This window comes from Fibrobacter sp. UWR4 (assembly GCF_003149045.1).
In the GTDB taxonomy this organism is placed as follows: Bacteria; Fibrobacterota; Fibrobacteria; order Fibrobacterales; family Fibrobacteraceae; genus Fibrobacter.
In genome coordinates this window covers 19,663-36,723 of record NZ_QGDU01000018.1, presented here as the reverse complement: position 1 = coordinate 36,723, position 17,061 = coordinate 19,663, and the positions used below count along the sequence as shown (strand labels likewise).

The 17,061-nt window shown below is 50.4% G+C and carries 17 protein-coding genes and 2 tRNA genes; 14 read left to right on the top strand and 5 right to left on the bottom strand.

Annotated features, from left to right (window positions below; all coding sequences use genetic code 11):
* Positions 1-31 precede the first annotated feature (31 nt).
* The 7 genes from BGX12_RS08805 to BGX12_RS08775 all read left to right on the top strand — a co-directional run bounded on the left by BGX12_RS08805 (position 32) and on the right by BGX12_RS08775 (position 5,610).
* Entirely contained in the window at positions 32-1,045 is a 1,014-nt protein-coding gene (locus BGX12_RS08805; protein ID WP_109735701.1) for a ParB/RepB/Spo0J family partition protein, read from the top strand.
* 15 nt (positions 1,046-1,060) lie between these two features.
* Entirely contained in the window at positions 1,061-1,861 is an 801-nt protein-coding gene (locus tag BGX12_RS08800; protein WP_109735700.1) for a M23 family metallopeptidase, read from the top strand.
* Between the two features lie 13 nt (positions 1,862-1,874).
* Positions 1,875-2,276 (top strand): polymer-forming cytoskeletal protein, encoded by a 402-nt coding sequence (locus tag BGX12_RS08795; protein WP_109735699.1) that lies wholly within the window; start codon positions 1,875-1,877, stop codon positions 2,274-2,276.
* A 354-nt stretch (positions 2,277-2,630) separates the two neighbouring features.
* Positions 2,631-3,374, top strand: a complete 744-nt coding sequence (locus BGX12_RS08790; protein ID WP_109735698.1) for a metallophosphoesterase — start codon at positions 2,631-2,633, stop codon at positions 3,372-3,374.
* Positions 3,375-3,419: 45 nt separating this feature from the next.
* A tRNA-Met gene (locus tag BGX12_RS08785) sits at positions 3,420-3,492 on the top strand.
* 21 nt (positions 3,493-3,513) lie between these two features.
* Complete coding sequence (locus BGX12_RS08780; RefSeq protein WP_109735697.1) at positions 3,514-3,972, top strand: hypothetical protein; 459 nt, start codon at positions 3,514-3,516, stop codon at positions 3,970-3,972.
* 129 nt (positions 3,973-4,101) lie between these two features.
* Entirely contained in the window at positions 4,102-5,610 is a 1,509-nt protein-coding gene (locus tag BGX12_RS08775; RefSeq protein WP_233246331.1) for a DUF3943 domain-containing protein, read from the top strand.
* Positions 5,611-5,696: 86 nt separating this feature from the next.
* On the opposite strand, the gene BGX12_RS08770 is transcribed toward BGX12_RS08775, so the two are convergent.
* The gene (locus tag BGX12_RS08770; protein ID WP_233246330.1) at positions 5,697-7,136 is read right to left on the bottom strand and encodes a histidine-type phosphatase; all 1,440 of its coding nucleotides are present in this window, start codon (positions 7,134-7,136) and stop codon (positions 5,697-5,699) included.
* Between the two features lie 145 nt (positions 7,137-7,281).
* Here BGX12_RS08770 and BGX12_RS08765 point away from each other — a divergent pair, with 145 nt between their 5' ends.
* The gene (locus BGX12_RS08765; protein ID WP_158278209.1) at positions 7,282-8,169 is read left to right on the top strand and encodes a DUF4421 family protein; all 888 of its coding nucleotides are present in this window, start codon (positions 7,282-7,284) and stop codon (positions 8,167-8,169) included.
* Here BGX12_RS08765 and BGX12_RS08760 read toward each other — a convergent pair.
* The gene (locus tag BGX12_RS08760) at positions 8,166-8,636 is read right to left on the bottom strand and encodes a hypothetical protein (protein WP_109735694.1); all 471 of its coding nucleotides are present in this window, start codon (positions 8,634-8,636) and stop codon (positions 8,166-8,168) included. The genes BGX12_RS08765 and BGX12_RS08760 overlap by 4 nt on opposite strands.
* Between BGX12_RS08760 and BGX12_RS08755 the strand changes: the two genes are divergently transcribed.
* The 4 genes from BGX12_RS08755 (at position 8,637) to BGX12_RS08740 (ending at position 13,449) form a co-directional block, all read left to right on the top strand.
* On the top strand, positions 8,637-8,855 hold the full coding sequence (locus BGX12_RS08755; protein ID WP_109735693.1) for a hypothetical protein: 219 nt from the start codon (positions 8,637-8,639) through the stop codon (positions 8,853-8,855).
* Positions 8,852-11,809: a preprotein translocase subunit SecA gene (gene secA, locus BGX12_RS08750; protein WP_109735692.1), complete on the top strand. Its 2,958-nt coding sequence runs from the start codon at positions 8,852-8,854 to the stop codon at positions 11,807-11,809. Before BGX12_RS08755 ends, secA begins: the two co-directional genes overlap by 4 nt.
* A gap of 200 nt (positions 11,810-12,009) precedes the next feature.
* Positions 12,010-12,642: a dTMP kinase gene (tmk, locus tag BGX12_RS08745; protein WP_109735691.1), complete on the top strand. Its 633-nt coding sequence runs from the start codon at positions 12,010-12,012 to the stop codon at positions 12,640-12,642.
* A gap of 117 nt (positions 12,643-12,759) precedes the next feature.
* Entirely contained in the window at positions 12,760-13,449 is a 690-nt protein-coding gene (locus BGX12_RS08740; RefSeq protein ID WP_109735690.1) for a hypothetical protein, read from the top strand.
* Here the strand turns inward: BGX12_RS08740 and BGX12_RS08735 are convergent, their stop codons facing one another.
* Positions 13,450-14,196, bottom strand: coding sequence for an NYN domain-containing protein (locus BGX12_RS08735; RefSeq protein WP_109735689.1), 747 nt, complete (start codon positions 14,194-14,196; stop codon positions 13,450-13,452).
* 30 nt (positions 14,197-14,226) lie between these two features.
* Complete coding sequence (locus BGX12_RS08730) at positions 14,227-15,135, bottom strand: DMT family transporter (protein ID WP_109735688.1); 909 nt, start codon at positions 15,133-15,135, stop codon at positions 14,227-14,229.
* Between the two features lie 81 nt (positions 15,136-15,216).
* Between BGX12_RS08730 and BGX12_RS15645 the strand changes: the two genes are divergently transcribed.
* Complete coding sequence (locus tag BGX12_RS15645; RefSeq protein WP_199220752.1) at positions 15,217-15,858, top strand: flavodoxin family protein; 642 nt, start codon at positions 15,217-15,219, stop codon at positions 15,856-15,858.
* Positions 15,859-15,927: 69 nt separating this feature from the next.
* Here BGX12_RS15645 and BGX12_RS08720 read toward each other — a convergent pair.
* A tRNA-Leu gene (locus BGX12_RS08720) sits at positions 15,928-16,007 on the bottom strand.
* A 67-nt stretch (positions 16,008-16,074) separates the two neighbouring features.
* Between BGX12_RS08720 and BGX12_RS08715 the strand changes: the two genes are divergently transcribed.
* On the top strand, positions 16,075-16,995 hold the full coding sequence (locus tag BGX12_RS08715; RefSeq protein WP_146196293.1) for an SGNH/GDSL hydrolase family protein: 921 nt from the start codon (positions 16,075-16,077) through the stop codon (positions 16,993-16,995).
* Positions 16,996-17,061 lie beyond the last annotated feature (66 nt).

Sequence of the window (17,061 nt, the reverse complement as noted above, 5' to 3'; positions counted from 1 at the left end):
TGAGAATTTAAAACCGCTAGGAAAAAATTTTATGGGTAAGAAATCTTTCTCTCTGGGACGCAGTCTCGCCGACATTCTGAAGGATCACTCCGCACAGACTCCTGTGAACCAGGAACAGCCCACAGCAGAAAACGAATCTATCAACAATGCAGCCGCCGAAGACAGCAGCCAGCAGAAAATTGTTGAAATCGACGTGAACCTGGTGGACCCCAACCCGTTCCAGCCCCGCAAGACTTTCAACGACGACGAACTGGTGGAACTTGCGGAAACCATCGAGAAGCATGGCCTGATCCAACCCATCGCAGTCCGCAAGGTGGGCGACCGCTACCAGATCATCAGCGGTGAACGTCGTACCCGCGCAACAAAGCTGGCCGGTCTCGCCACCATCAAGGCACAGGTCTACGAAAACCTGGATGACAAGATCATGGGCGAATGGGCACTCATCGAAAATATCCAGCGTGTGGACCTGAACCCTGTTGAAGTTGCACAATCCTATCAACAGTTGATCGATCTTCACGGCTATACTCACGACGATCTGGCCAAGACTGTTGGTAAGTCCCGCTCCGCCATTACCAACGCACTTCGTCTGCTGAAACTCCCCATGCAGGTTCTGGCCTGGATCCAGGAAGGCAAGATTTCTTCCGGTGCAGCCCGCGTACTCTGCTCCGACAAGATCGACAATCCCGAAGAGATTGCCCGTCGTGCCATCGAGGAAGGTCTGAACGTCCGTCAGCTGGAAGCACTTTCCCGCGGCGAAGATATCAACACTCCGTCTTCTGCAGAAGTGGAAGTTCACACTGGCGACGATTCTGGTGAACAGAATATTGAAAGTCCGACCGACCCACAGACTCCTCCCGCACAGCCTGCAGTCAAGCGCGAACTCAGCGCCGACCTGAAGCAGTTCGAAAACCGCCTGGAAACTTTCTTCGGTACCAAGGTCCAGCTGAACCCCAGTGCCGCAACCGAATCCAAGGGCACCATCGTTATCAACTACTACAGCATGGATGACCTGACCCGTATTCAGGAACTGATGGAAAACCGTTAACCCGGGGAATGCATCTTGAAAGGTAAATACTATACACTCCAGATCATTCCGGAAGATTCCCAGGGAATCAAGAAGTACCGTCTTCACGCCATCTGGTTTACGCTGGCAAAGATCTTTGCCGTCGTTTTCCTCATTGGCGTCATTGCCGGTGTCTTCATCGTCAAGAAAGGTACCAGCGTTCTTACAAATTACGAGCGCCTGAAGATTGCAAACGCTCAGCTTTCAAAGAAAAATGCAAACTACGAAGAACTTTTCTCCCGTATTGACTCACTTTGGGTCCTGGAGGAAAGACTTCAGAATATCTTTGAAACATTCGTGGAGAACGATTCCAATAAAATCAACAGTTTGATTGAAAAGGACAAGTTCGCCCATACGCCTTCCGAAAAAATCGAGATCGATTTTGAAGGAATTCACGGATGGAAACCGCCCGAGGAACATCTGAAGCAGGAAAGAATGCCAAATGTCGTTCCTGTGGTGGGCGTAGTCAGCAAAAAGTTCTCTGTCGAAACAAACCACATGGGTGTAGACCTGGCAGCGACTTCCGGGAACCCGGTTTTTGCAGCAGGCAGCGGCACCGTGGAATTTGCTGGCAAGAAGGATGACCTGGGCAACATGGTCATTATCAACCATCATAATGGATATATAACAACCTACTCCCACATGAAGGACATCCGTACCTCCAAGGGTCGCAACGTCTCCAAGGGTGATGTCATCGGTACAGTAGGTGCCACAGGAAACTCAACCGGACCTCACCTCCACTACACGATCTCCAGAAATGGGGAGGAGCTGGATCCAGAACTATTCTTTAACTTCTAACAACGAGGAAAACATGGCAACTAAAGGTGAACAGGAAATCACCCAGATTGGCAATAGCGTCACTTTGAAAGGTGACATCAGCGGTAAGAGCGACGTTCGCGTTGCAGGCAACATCATCGGTAGCGTAAACATCGAAGGTGAAATCATCGTTGAACGCCAGGGCTACGTTGAAGGCGAAGTCAAGTCCCAGACTGCTGTTATCGCAGGTTCCATCAAGGGCAACATCGAATGCACCGAAAAGCTCATTCTCGAAAGCACTTCCAAATTCGTTGGCAACATCAAGACCAAGCAGCTGATCATCCAGGAAGGTGCCCAGTTCCAGGGTAACTGCCAGATGGGTGTTAGCGTTCAGCAGCCCACCGCTCAGCAGAAGTCCGCTGCTCCTGTCCAGTCCGAAAAGAAGCTCGACCTCTAACTTTCCACACACTTACTAATTATTATTATGTATTTATATAAATAGTAATGGTAATTGGTTGAGTGAATAGTGGACAAGTTTCCGGATACGAAAGTGTAACTTGTTGAGTCTCAAAAAGTTCTACACTTAAGTCAGGAGCTTCCCAATGTTGAAAATCGTGAACTTATTCACTTTTTTCAACGTTGACAAGTGTTGAAGCCTGGTTTTCAATGCCTATTCACACATGTTCCACAGAACAATGTTGAAGCTGGTGTTGAAAATGCTCCAGGGTTCTTGATAAACGTCACAAAAAGCACATAAATTGGAATATTTTTCGTTTTGTGAGAAAATTTTAAGCTATATTAAAGCTACCCTATGAATTCAACATTTCTAAAAATTGGCCAGATTTCCGACCTCCATATCGGTAACGACGAAAGTCTGGTTCAGGGCATTGATGTACGTGCCAACTTCATGAACGCACTCTATTCGGAGTCCATGAAGGATTTAGACTTGTTGGTTCTTTCTGGTGATCTTGCAAACGAAGATGCCGAACCCGGCGCCTACAAGTATGTGGCCGAAGTTGTCAATAGCTTGCCCATTCCCTGCTGCGTCATCCCGGGTAACCACGACCGTATCGAGGTCATGGAAAAATTCTTCGACCTCAAGGGTAAAGTCCATCATGGCAGATGCTATTACCGCTACGATATTGCGGGCAAGACCATCTTCTTCCTGGATAGTGCTGTTGGTGACATTTCCCGCGACCAGCTGGACTGGCTCAAGGAGGAAGCTGCAAAGGTACAGGACGAAGTGATCGTCTTTATGCATCATCCTCCCTGCTTCTGCAACCATCGCTTTATGGATTTGCGCTTCTTCATGCGCAACATGTTGGAAGTCCAGGAAGTGCTCGCTGGCATCCCTAACCTGACCCACATCTTCACCGGTCACTACCATGATCACTTTGAAGTGTCCCTTGGACGTCAGAAGGTTCATGTGGCACCTGCAAGCCAGATGCAGATTGACCCAAGTACCCCGTATTTCAGCCTCAAGAGCTCCAATCCTGGGTGGCAGGTCATTAAATGGGGAAAAGATTTTGTAGAATCTGAAGTTTATTTCAAATAACCCCTTGAAATTATTCAGAACATTAACTAATTTTGTTCAACCTTTGGCGGCTTAGCTCAGTTGGTAGAGCGTCGGAATCATAATCCGCAGGTCTGTGGTTCGAGCCCACAAGCCGCTAGTAAATAAAAAAGAGGCAGATATGTCGAAACGAGTTCTTGGAAAGAAAATCCTTGGAATCACGTTCTTGGCGGTCGCCTCTTTTTTTGTGTCCGCAAATCTTGTAGCCTGCGGTGATGAGAATGAAGTAGTTCCCCAGATGCAGTCTCAGGTTCAGGCACCCCGTAGCGTTCCCATTGTGGAAGTGGGCGTTTTCACCGCTCCTAACAGTAGCGTGATTACCGCCGACAAGGCAAAGCTCTACGCAAGGGCAAGCGCTGCCCTGGTCGAATTGGGCTTCCGCTGGTCCGAACGCATCGACAAGGCACCTAACGACGAAAAGATCCAGATTCTCAATGCATACAATGAGGCTCGTGACCAGGCGTGCGCTCGTGTAGGTCTCAATGGCGTTGCAGAATACAACTGGATTACTACCGTTGCAGTTCCGGATCCAAAGAACAAGGCGGTTTTCGAATCCGTTGGCGTTAAGACCGCAAACTAATGGGGTCAGGCACTGGAATTTTAACGGCGGACTTTGTCCGCCCTTTTTTTTATCCTGAAAAAATACGTTCTATCCGCAAATACGGGATTTTAAGGCCAAAGCGCTCTTTTTATAGCTAGCTTTTCCTTCGTGAAAAAAGTTTGGAGTGTAATTCTTGTTGTTTTTGCCCTGACGCAGGTTTCATGGTCCCAGTCCATGAGCAGGGATTCCGTCCTGAGTATTCAGGAAGCGATGCAGCGACGCCAGGAACTTGTCGGGAATCCTGACACGTTTCCCTCCACTGAAATGCTTCCCGAAGACAGTATCGCGCAGAAGGTGGTTTCTCCCTTCGTGACCGCCGCGGAGGTTTTCGGTCTGAATGTTTTTGTGTGGGCCTGGGACTATTACGTGCTGGACAAGCATTACGCCCACACTGGTCCCAGCTATTGGAAACGCAACATCCAGGAAGGATGGAAGTGGGATCATAATCACTGGGCGATCAATTTCTACGGTCATCCTTATCAGGGATCCATGTATTATGCGTCCGCACGCGCAGGCGGTAACGGATTCTATCGCAGTATGGTGTGGACGGCCCTGGGAAGCTACACCTGGGAAATGTTTGCGGAGACGGAATATCCTGCGCCTAATGACCTGATCACTACGACAATCGGCGGCTCCATATATGGCGAAGTACTTTACAGGCTTTCCCGCCTGGCCTACAACAAGTACGATGTTCCCTGGTATCGTCAGCTAGTGGCATTCGTGCTGGAACCTGCCGGGTATTTGCAGCGGAAAGCATTCGGGAACCGTGATTTCTACACGGGCTGGATTCCGATGGAACTTGCTGTCGCAGCGGGTGCAGGGTCCCGATTCGGCAGTAACTACCGTATCGGTAGCCAGAGCGCCGATGAACTGGACGAGGAGTGGAACGATCATCACGGCATGATGGGGCTTCATCTGGAATACGGCAGGCCTTATACCATCGTGAGGCAGCCTTTTGATTACTTTACCGTGGATGTCTTTGGGGAAAGCGGATTCGAGGGGAACCTGCTCCAGCTTGATGTCATGGGAAAGCTGAAGAATGTGGGTATTCATGGTCGTGGCCACTGGCTCGACTTTGCCATCAATCTTGACTTCGATAGTTTCTACGGGGAGCTGGCAACGGTCAGTACGATTTCCCTGGGTGGCGCCCTGGATCTTGCCTTGTGGGTAACGCCTAATTTGCGTTTTCGAATTATGAATCAGCTGTACTGGATTCTACTGGGGACGGCCGACATGGGCTACGATGACCTGATTCAGGAAGTCCATCCGGAATACACTTCCGACAAGAATAATTACCAGTACAATATGGGCGTGAAATACAGCCTGATGACGGAGTTCCTGTATAAGGACAAGTGGCGTTTCTATAACAAGGTTATCCTGGATGCCATGCGTACGATTCCTGGATCCATGCCCCATTACGGGGCCCGCGGATGGGACTTCCTGTTGCTGAACAATACCGCACTAGAATATAAATTGACGGACCGTATCGATATCGGCAACCGCCTGGATTCCTATGTGAAGCTGGCGGCCTATTCCTCGGATATTTTCGAGCCCATGAGCCGCACGATCTTTACGTTCTCGCTGTACCTAAACTTCCATCTAATGACAGGGAAGTAAAGCGTATCCTGTCCTTGTAACGCTCTCTGTCATCCTGAACCCACAATGTTTCTGTCATCCTGAGCCCGTAAGGGCGAAGGATCCAGTTACTGCGCGAGAATTCCCTTATAGAAATTCTTTACATCGTCCCACTTGTAGTAGGGAGCTGCAGGGCAGTTTTCCTCGCAGGGAATGGGGGCGGTAACTTCACGCTCGTTGTAGAGGAATTTTACCAGGATATCATTTTTGGAAGACTTGGCGTCCGTGGCTTTTTTAGCAGGGCTGCTCCTGCCCGTTTTCTTGTAGAAAACGATTTGCAGGTTTGCCGCCATGGGGATGACCCGGAAGTCGTTCCATTCTTCGTGAAGCTTGGAGAGGTCGCTTACTTTTGCATTGGCGACGGAGAGTTGCATAAGACCTGCAAGAGGCAGGAGTCCTGCATCGTGACCAAAGCGCAGCGTAGCGGATATGAAACTTCCGTCCTTCTCGGAAGAAGAGAAAAGTTTCACATCACTTGCTTTTGCTTGGTTGATTGCATCTATGATTAGGTTCTGGTTGATGGCGTAGCTTGCCTCCCTGATGATATGCCTCAGAGTTCCCTTGGCGTAATCAATGCCTTTTGTGGTTTGCTGTAGGGGACTTGTTCCCTGCAGGCTATACCACCATGCGTTTTGGGCCTTCCAGCGTGTGATGGATTCTTCTACAGTGAAAAGGCTGTCGAAGAGGTTATCGCACTTTCCCGTCCTTACATCACAAAGATTAGCGGAGATAACTTCCTTGAGTGGAGCGTCCATGCCTTGCATGCTGCTAGCGATTTCAAATAGCCTGTTGTAGAAATTGTTTACGTCGATGTTAGCTGCCACATAGGCGCTGTCGCTGAACAGTTTCTTCATGAGGGGTTTGGGGTTGATGGCTGCCCACAGCTTGTCGCTTTCGTCGGTGTATGCCTTGGCCCTTGTGTATTCCATGTCGTTCCAATCGTAGGTGCAGATAAAGCCCATCAGGTCCTTGCCTGATTCGAGGCGGATATCTACTTCGGGGGCGGCGCCGCTGAGACCTGCTACAAAGGCGGACATGCTGACAATGCAGCGGCCCGAGGTGCTTGCGTATGCATCTACATGGGGTCTCAATTTCTTGCCCTTGATTTTTCTGCTCTTGAAAAGTTCCGGGAAATTCCTTGCCATGCGCTTTGCAATTCCCTGGTGCTGGGCGGCGCCTACTTGAGTCAGGTCACCTGCCCGTGGGGCGGCCTTCAGCGCAAGGATCTGGGATGCAACCAGGATTTTTTTGCCGTCCAAGGTGAGCGCCTTTGCGGAATCTGCCTTTCGGAGGGTTTCGAAGAGGTAGTTGTACTCGTCGGCGCTGTGATGATAGCGACTGCCGTGACGTCCGTAGTGGCTGATATAGAAAGGCTTGTAGCCTGCAGGCGCCTTGGTATATTTGACATTCTTGTCCAGCTCTGGATAGACAAGATAATTGCTGGCGGTGTATTCCGGATGGGCCCGCAGTTCTTCCATGGAGGTCTGGGCCTTCAGGGGTGCGGCCATTGCGAAAAGTGTCAGGCCGGCCGTTGCAAGTGCTGAGCCAAGGGCGAAAATAGACCTGGACAGGTCAGGTGATTTACTTCTGAAAAATAGAGACATGATGGAATACCCGTTTTGGCGAAAAGATAAATTTTCTAGTTTTGGCCTGATGTTTTTCCGTTTTTCAGCAGCCCTTATTTTTGCCCTTTCCATTGGGGCGAGTCTTTCTTTTGGGGCTATCGCGGAATTCGAGAAAAAGTTCCCCCTGCGATTTTTGTGCAACTACAATTTCGTCTCCTTCTGGAGTAGCGAATTCAACAAGGGTGCCATGAGTTCCAATCGCCCCGTGGATGTGGGTCTTGGATTTGGCTACAGGGATCTGTACTTCGACTTTATCTATTCCCTGCCTTTCACTACAGGCCATGACCGCTCCAAGTCCGTTGCCTTCGAAACGGGTCTGGATTTTTTCCCCGGCAACTGGTGGTTACAGACAAAGTATCGTAGATATAGCGGATTTACCGCTGGGGGAAAAATAGATGAAAATGGCGACAAGTCCGAATACATTTTCGTCGATCTCTGGCAGCGTGACATGTATCTGTCCGCTCTGTGGATGGCCACTGCCGACGAGTACTTTACTCCCCGGGCTGCCTATTTCCTGGACCTGAAACAGGAAACGTCGGCGGGCAGCTGGATTGTGGGTGGCCGCTTTCAGTCCGTCATGGCGAAGGATCATAGCGGGTATCTTCCCTTCTACAGTCATAGCCGTGAGACCTACAGCACCTGGGTGGATCTGGGATACACCTACAGTTGGGTTTATGATAACGGCATGTTTATCAACCTGTGGGGTATTGCGGGCATTGCCATCGGTAGCGACGAGGATGCCAGCGAGGCGCTGCTTCTCCCGGAAGTGATCGCCAAGATGGCCTGGGGAAGTATTGGCGAAACCTGGTCCTGGAATATGGTGATGGAAATGGAATACATGCCCGAGGTGTTCGACCACCATTGGGAACAAAAGCTGGTGGCCGCCTTCAAGATTCTCGTGGTGAGAAGGTTCTAGATTTTTATTACCATGGGTTTCGGCGAGTCCGAAAATTTAATTGTAATTTGGTGGTTTTCGGCGTTGTCCCGGTTGCAGGTGGCGTCTTTGTAATGGACGGCGTAGGTGCAGTCCCCGTTGTGTCCGTGGCCCCTGATGACACAGCGGTGGTGAAAGTTTGCCTCCTGCATGATCTTGCAGAGTTGCCTTGTGGCTTTTAGCAGGTCCTGGTCGCATAGGGTGACGTTGAGCCTGTTTCTCTCGAGGCGGATTCCGGTAACACCCTGCAGGACGCTGTCGGGGTAGTTGGGAAAGCCTGGTCCTGCTGTGAAATTAGCCTTTGTTGCCTCGCCGCTGTCTATGTCGGCGGAAACGATTTCCATCATTTGCAGTCTTACGTTGCGGTACATTCTGAACCATTCCACAAGTCTCAGGGCTGAAAAGCCCCTTAGGATATCCTCGTCGAAAAAGAAGCTGTATTCTTGCATATGGGTTTCCTCTCCCGGTGTTTCCTGTTTTATCGTTCCGTGGTGGCGAAAGTGTCAATTCCCTGGTTTGCGGAAGTCCTTGCCCGCGATGTATTATTTATTGTGCCTGTTTCACTTTGTTACAAAACCAGCTTGGCACATCATTTGCTATCTTATCCCCGTAAAAATTTAACAGAGACCGCGGGCATTGCCTTCGGCCGTAAAAAGGAAACAAAATGAGCATTATTGATACCGTCTTGCATAAGGTTTTCGGTACACCCCACGAACGTAAGGTGAAGCAGCTACGCCCGGTGATTGCAGAAATCAACAAGGTTCGCGAATCCCTGGAATCCCTGGATGACGCAGCCCTTGCAGCAAAGAGCGCCGAACTCCGCGAAAAGCTGAAGAACGGTTCTACTCTGGACGATATCAAGGTTGAAGCATTTGCAGTCTGTAAGGAAGCTTGCGACCGCCGTCTGGGTATCTTCAACATCTTCAAGCCGGAAAACAACTTCGATTTCAGCCAGCTGGGCGACCTCCAGAAGTATACTGACGCTGCCAAGGCCGAACTGGAATCCGGCAAGAATGAATGGGAAGTCTACATGCCTGCTGCAGTTTACGCAAAGGTACGTGAACTTTATCCCAACTCCGTGAAGCCCTTCCGTATGATGCCTTTCGATGTCCAGATGATCGGTGGCCTTGTACTTCACGAAGGCGCTATCTCCGAAATGGCTACGGGTGAAGGTAAGACCCTTGCCGCAGCTCTCCCGGTTTATCTGAATGCTCTTTCCGGTAAGGGTGTCCATGTGGTGACCGTGAACGACTACCTGGCTGGCCGTGACGCCAAGCAGATGGGTATGGTCTATAAGTTCCTGGGTCTCACTGTAGGTCTGATCGTAAACGGCCTCGATCCTGCACAGCGTCGCGAAAGCTATAACTCCGACGTGACCTACGGTACCAACAACGAATTCGGCTTCGACTACCTCCGTGACAACATGGCTGTTGACCCGAGTCAGCTGGTGCAGCGCGAACTGAACTTCTGTATCGTTGACGAAGTGGACTCCATCTTGATCGACGAAGCACGTACCCCGCTTATCATTTCCGGTCCTGCCGAAGACGCTACTGACAAGTATGCCAAGGCAAACGAAATCGCCAAGAAGCTTGTGAAGAACAAGGACTTCGGCGTGGACGAAAAGGACAAGGTCATCCAGCTCACCTCCAAGGGCGTGGCCCATATCGAAGAAATCCTTCAGATCACCAACCTCTATGGCGAACATGCTGACTGGGTTCACTTCATTGACCAGGCCCTCAAGGCATGGCACATCTATACTCGCGATGTGGACTACATCGTTCGTGATGGCGAAATCATCATCGTGGACGAAAACACTGGCCGTCTGATGGAAGGCCGCCGTTACAGCAACGGTATGCACCAGGCTATCGAAGCCAAGGAAAATGTGCAGATCCGTCGCGAGAACCAGACTCTCGCTACCATCACCTTCCAGAACTACTTCCGCATGTATAACAAGCTGTCCGGCATGACCGGTACCGCCGAAACGGAAGCAACGGAATTCATCAAGATCTATAACATGAACACCTGGGTGATTCCCACCAACAAGCCCTGCGTTCGTCAGGACCTGCAGGATCTGGTGTACAAGACCGAAGATGAAAAGTGGAAGGCTATCGTCAATGAAATTAAGGAACGCCACGCCAAGGGTCAGCCCCTCCTGGTTGGTACCGCTTCCATTGAAAAGTCTGAACACCTCCACGGCCTCCTGGAAAAGGAAGGCATTCCTCACGAAGTGCTGAATGCTAAGAACCATGGCCGTGAAGCTGAAATCATCCAGTACGCCGGCCACAAGGGCAAGGTGACCATCGCTACCAACATGGCTGGTCGTGGTACCGATATTGCCCTGGGCGAAGGCGTTACCGAACTGGGCGGTCTCCATGTGCTCGGTACTGAACGTCACGAATCCCGCCGTATCGATAACCAGCTCCGCGGTCGTTCCGGCCGTCAGGGCGATAACGGTTCCAGCCAGTACTTCCTGTCCCTGGATGACAACCTGATGCGTATCTTCGGTGGTAACAACGTGAAGTCCCTCATGACCCGTTTCGGCGTGAAGGATGACGAAGTGATTACTCATCCCATCGTTTCCCGCTCCATCCGTAGCGCACAGCGCCGCGTGGAAGGTCAGAGCTTCGATATCCGTAAGCACTTGCTGGACTACGATAACGTGATGAACGAACAGCGTAAGGTGATTTACGGTCTGCGCCGTCGTATCCTGAACGGTGAAGACATCCGTGAAGAAATCATGAACCGCATCGAAGACGCTTGCGATATCAAGGTTTCCCAGTACATCGCCGCCAAGAGCTTCCCGGAAGAATGGAAGCTGGAAGATCTCCATACGGATCTGCAGCGCTCCATGAGCATGGAATACAACCTGTCCAACGAAGACGCCGTGACCAAGACTCCTGAAATCATCCTTCAGGAAATCATCGACATGTGCAAGGCCCGTTACGACAAGCTCTCCAAGATCATTCCGGATCAGGACTTCCGTCAGATTGAACGTCGCTTCCTCCTCATGACCATCGACCAGGTCTGGAAGGAACATCTGTATGCCATGGACCAGCTGAAGGACGCTATCCGCTTCCACGGTTACGCCCAGAAGGATCCTCTGATGGTTTACAAGAGCGAAGGCTTCAAGATGTTCGAAGGCTGCATGGAAAAGATTGCAACTCTTACCGCCCTGCGCATCCTGAACATCCGCATCACTCTGCCCAACGGTATGACTGTTTCTCCGGACCAGATCAAGCTTCCCACCCCGGAAGAAATCGAAGCTGCCAAGGCTGCACAGGCCGCACGCGAAGCCGCTGGCGAACAGGCTCCCGCAGCAGAAGAAAGCGCAAAGGCTGCAGGTCTCGCAGGCCAGGCCGCTTCTTCTGAATCCAACGCCATTAGCGAGGAACAGCAGGCCCAGGCTGCCCAGGCGGAATCCTCCGCCGAAGCTCCCGCCGAAGCATCTTCCGAAGGCGCACCTCGCGTACGTCGCACCTTCACGGATCCCAAGGTCCAGGCCGCACGCCGCGCCATCCAGCAGTCCGCTCCCAAGATCGGCCGCAATGACATGTGCTGGTGCGGTTCCGGCCTCAAGTACAAGAAGTGCCACGGCAAGGGTGAAGGCGATTCTGAAGATTAATAGGGTCTAGGGGCTAGGTTCTAGGGTCTAGTGCTGCAGGATGCAAGCGTTTGTGAGTTCAAGATAATTACATCTTTGTTTTTCTTCACGAAGTATTCCCGACATCTCTAACCACTAGCCGCTAAATCCTAGATCCTACAACCAAATCCCTAACCTCTAGTTTCTAATTTCTAGTCTCTATAACTACTGAGCGACCTCTTATGAAGACTGCAAGGCGTTTCTTTTCATTGGAAGGTATTGACGGTTCCGGCAAGTCGACACAGATCGACATGCTGGTGTCCGCTCTTGAGTCGGAAGGCTATCAGGTAGTGCGTCTGCGTGAACCCGGTGGTGCAAAAATCTCCGAGCAGATTCGCGGCATCCTTCTGGACCCTGCCTTCAAGGGCGTCATGGGAAATGACACCGAGCTGTTGCTGTATAACGCAGCACGCGCCCAGGTGATTCACGAAATCATCCGTCCCGCTCTTGCTGCTGGAAAGGTGGTCATCGCCGATCGCTTTGCGTGGAGCACTTTCGCCTACCAGGGATACGCCCGCGGTCTTGGTGCCGACAAGGTGCAGCGCCTTACGGAACTGACCTGTGGTGACTGCTTCCCGGAACTGACTGTGGTCATTGACATTAGCGTTAAATGCAGCCGTGAGCGCACCTCCAAACGTGGGGAAGCCCCCGACCGCCTGGAAAGCGAGAAGGCTGAATTTTTTGAGAAGGTTCGTGAAGGCTATCTGGCTGCGGCCCGCGATTACAGTGACTGCGTTTCCGCCATTAACGGCGAACGTACTCCGGATGAAGTCTTCGCGGATCTCATCAAGCTGGTAAAGGCGAAACTGGCTTAGTTTAGCGATTCAATCCAAATGTTTAAAAATCTGTCGGGAAGTTGGCAGATTTTTTTTGTTTACTGGCGGAAAGTTTCTGCGTCCGTTTATTACTACATTATTTTATAAGGAGGAAATATGAAAAGATTTTTGATAGTTCTGCTAGCCCTTGCGGCTTTTGCATTTGCGGATGCAGATAGCACTTTAGTCCAGGATTCTTCCAAGACTCAAGTGAGACAGTATCCGGACTTAAATTTATTTCTTGATTTTAGTGCCGATTTTAGGTGTCTTGGATATAGCGCCTCTTCGGATCCGGATTATTCGGACTGGAATCATGATGATATTACGGACGATGCCGATGGCTGCGGTTTTGGTGGAGGTTTTAAGGTGGGCGGCATGACCACCAGTAACGTGGCTTTTCACGTAGGTGTGGATTTGGCGTTCATTGATGCGGATAGGCATCGTGTAAAAAAACGTTCCAATGGGTATAAGACGGACAAGGAGGGACAAGTGGATTTGACTTATGCCTTCGTCTCTGTGGGTATTACGGTTTATCCCGATTTCGATTCCACTTCTTTTTGGAGAGGCTCCTTTATCGGAGTGTCTATAGGCGCGTCCTCGCTGAAGATGGGGGATGACGATTATTTCAGTTCCCGCATCAGCATGAGTGGTTTAGGCATTAAGTTGGAAGCCGGAAAGGAATGGTACGTGACCAACCACTGGCTTCTGGGCGTAGGTACCTCCTTTATGCTTGGAGGCTCCACTGGGGGAGAGTTTGATGAAAACGCCTACACCTTAAGCGCGGGCCTGAAAGTTTCCAGAAGATAGTTACTTACTGGATTTTACCTTCAGCTTGAATTCCTGATGACCCTTGGCGTTCTTGCGCTCTTCGAAAGATTCGGTGGCGTGAATCAGCTTGGGCCAGGTGGAATAGCCGAAGTTCTTGGGGGACATGGAAGTGCGGCGGCTGATCTGCTGGGAGACCTTTGCGGCCAGTGCCCAGTCGTCATCGTCCTTGGATTCGGCAATAGCCTGACGGATGGCATTCATGAGCTTGGTATCGCTGCGGAGCTTCTTCTTGTCCTTCTTTTCGTCCTTGGGCTCGATCATTTCCGGGATGTCATCCATGCCGCCCATTTCATCTAGTTTATCTGTAAAGACAAAAAGATTGCAGGAGTGAATGAAGGGGCTTGGAGTCTTTTCTTCGCCGAAGCCGATGACCATCTTGGATTTAGCGCGGAGCTTCATGGCTAGCGGCGTAAAGTCGGAATCGCTGCTGACGATGGCGAAAATGTCGATGTCCTCGGAATACAGAATGTCCATCACGTCGATTGCCATTGCCATGTCTGTTGCGTTCTTTCCCTTGGTGTAGGGGAACTGCTGGAAAGGCTGAATAGCGTAATCATGAAGAACCTCTTCCCAGGGGTTCTTTTCAGTCCAGTTGCCATAGGCGCGGCGAATACCAGTTTCACCATACTTGGCCAGTTCTTCCATGATGCCATAAATGGCCTTGACGCTTGCATTGTCGCAGTCAATAAAAAGAGCGATTCTCTGTTCCAGCTGTTCGTTTTCCATATTCGAAAAAATAAAAAAAATCCGCAGGGATCAAGTTTTCGTTTTTGCGCTGTTCACCGTGTACACGCCCGCTACGATCAGCAGGATGGCAAGGGCGTGACTGAATCCGAACAAGGCAAGCCCTGCAAGGACAGATACAACCGCAGACACAATGGGCTGAACATAATTGTACATGGCCACCACCGTAGGGCGCAACGCCTTCTGTGCTTTTGCCATGAGCAGGTAGGCAATGAAGGTTCCGCCAAACACAACGAAGCCTGTTTCCGCCCAGGTCATGGGCGCGATCTCTGCAAAGGGAATGGCCGTGACACCGCCTAAGGTCAGGGGCGCCACCATCAAGGTGGAAAACGTGAACATCCATTTCATGCAGGTAATCACATCATACTTGCTAATGAGATTCTTGAATAGTCCCAAGTAAATTGCGAAACTGCACTGGGATGTCATACAAAGTAAATCCCCCACAATATTTCCCGCCTTGGCGTTGTTGGCAGAAACGCTTCCCAGCACTAGCATAAGGGCACCAGAAAGTCCAAGGCCAATGCCCAGAATTTTCTTGAGGGTAATTCTTTCCTTCAGGAAGATGGCAGAGGAAATCAGTGCGAAAATAGGGAGGCTTGTAGCCACGATGGAAGCGTTGATGGGGGAGGTAATGGAAAGCCCCACGGTAAAGCAGCACTGGTTGCAGACGATGGCGAAAAGGCCTGCCCCTGCAAATTTCAGGATGTCCTTTTTCGGTGGCCTTGCCTTAGGTTCCTTGCGTAAAACCTTCAGTACAAGGGACGCAGTCCAAAAGCTGACTGCGGCCCCTGCCACACGGAAGAATACCATGTCCAGGCCCGTAATGCCGTGCATCATGGCGTCTTTCCCGATGGGTGCCATCAGGCCCCAGCTGGCTGCCGCAAGAAAAATACAGATATGTGCGGTAATTAGGGATTGCATGACTGTGTTCTAAATCAAAAACGTGGGAGAAAATTTAGAAATCGTTGAAATTGCCCTCAAGATATTACTAAAATTCAAAGTATGGTAAAATGGTGTGTGTGTTATTCCTCGGTTACGGGAAATACCCGTAAGCTAGCTGAGGTTGCTGCCGAAACTTTAGGGGCAGACCTTCTGAACGTAAATGAAATTCTTGGTTTGGAACCGAGAAATCAGACGGAAGCGGTTTCCGAATATCTTGAAGAAGAAGGTTCCATCAGTATCGATGGAAAGTGCAAGTCCCTTTCCGTTGCGGAAGAAAGCAAGATTGGCGAAATTGCATCCAAGTTGTCCAAGTACGATTGCATCCTGATGGGTTACTGGCTGCGCCGTGGCGCACCCGACCAGAGGGCTGCAATCCTTCTCCCGAAAATTTCCGGAAAGAAGGTGGCCCTGTTCCAGACTCATGGCGCCTATGAAGGTAGCGAACATACGGTAACCGCTTTTGCCCGAGCCGGCGCTTTGCTTGGCCCCGACAATGCCATCCTAGGAACATTCAGCTGTCAGGCTGCTGTTAACCCCGCCCTTATCAAGCGTCGCCTGGAAGGTAAAGTTCCCGGTCATCGGGGCGAGGATCTGGAATCCTGCAAGAAGCGCTGGGCCGATGCCGAGAAGCATCCCGACCAAAACGACCTGGACCGCATGCGTACATTCGCCCGCAGGATGCAGGCCATCGCGGAACGTTAAGTTCCTGCGTCAGATTCCGTAATCGCATTAAAAAAAGCTTCCCAGCAAATCCTGGGAAGCCTTTTTTCGTGCGAGGGGTGGGAGTCGAACCCACACACCGAGGTACCAGATCCTAAGTCTGGCGCGTCTGCCAATTCCGCCACTCTCGCATGTTTCTTCGGGTGTACAAATATAAAAATATTTTTCTTTGTTCTCGCCGAATTTGGAGTTAAATTAATGAATGGGTGGAAAATGAGTGTGAATCATAAGAGATTATTGCCGGTTCTTTTATTGCTGTTGCTGGTTGCTTGCGGGGATGACTCATCTAGCCAGAACTTTGTGGAGCCCGTTTCAAAGGTTTGTGGGGATCGTACCATCGATCGTGCCAATCCTCCTTCGAATTATATCGTTCTTGGAAATTCCCTCTTGCTTGGCAATGGGGGTTTCGGTCTTGCTGCCAGCGAAATCTCAAAGGATTATTTTTCCAGGATAGATTCTGCCTTTCGTAGTCTGAACCCTGATTGCATAGGTAGGCGGGTGATGGCGAAGCATACGGAAAATGCCCTGAGTAATGATGAACTGTATGCTTCCATTTCGGAAAATATCTCGCCGAGCCTTTCTGACTCCAATGATCTGGTTATTATCCAATTGGGCGATAATATCGATACTGGCGAGGAAGTGACCCGTATGAAGAAGACGGTGGGCGCCATTATGGATACGGTCTGTGTCAAGGCTCCCAACGCCAAGGTAGTCTGGGTGGGGGAATGGTATTCCAATAGCCGCAAACAAAAAATCCTCCGTGAGGTGACGGAGGATTATGGCGTACAGTTGATCGATATCTCGGACTTGAACGTACGGGAAAATCAGGCTAAGGTGGGAGACATCATTCAATATCCGGATGTCCGTACCCAAAGTATTAGCTATGAAGAATATCGTGTCTATGGTGAGGATACTCTGTTTGTCGCCTTCAAGGAAGATGACAAACTATACCAGACGGTTATCTTCATTCTGGACCATTTCGACAATCCTAAATCGAAGCAGCTGAACTTCGTTGGAGAATTGGGGATTATCACGGATTCTTTCGCTGCTACCCATCCTAACGATCAAGGCTTCGAATTGATCGCGGACCGCATTCTGGACGGTCTCGGCTTTAAGTAAACCTTAAAGAACTATATTTTTTTTGAAAAAGGCCTGAGCGAGATTGCTCAGGTCTTTTAAATTTGG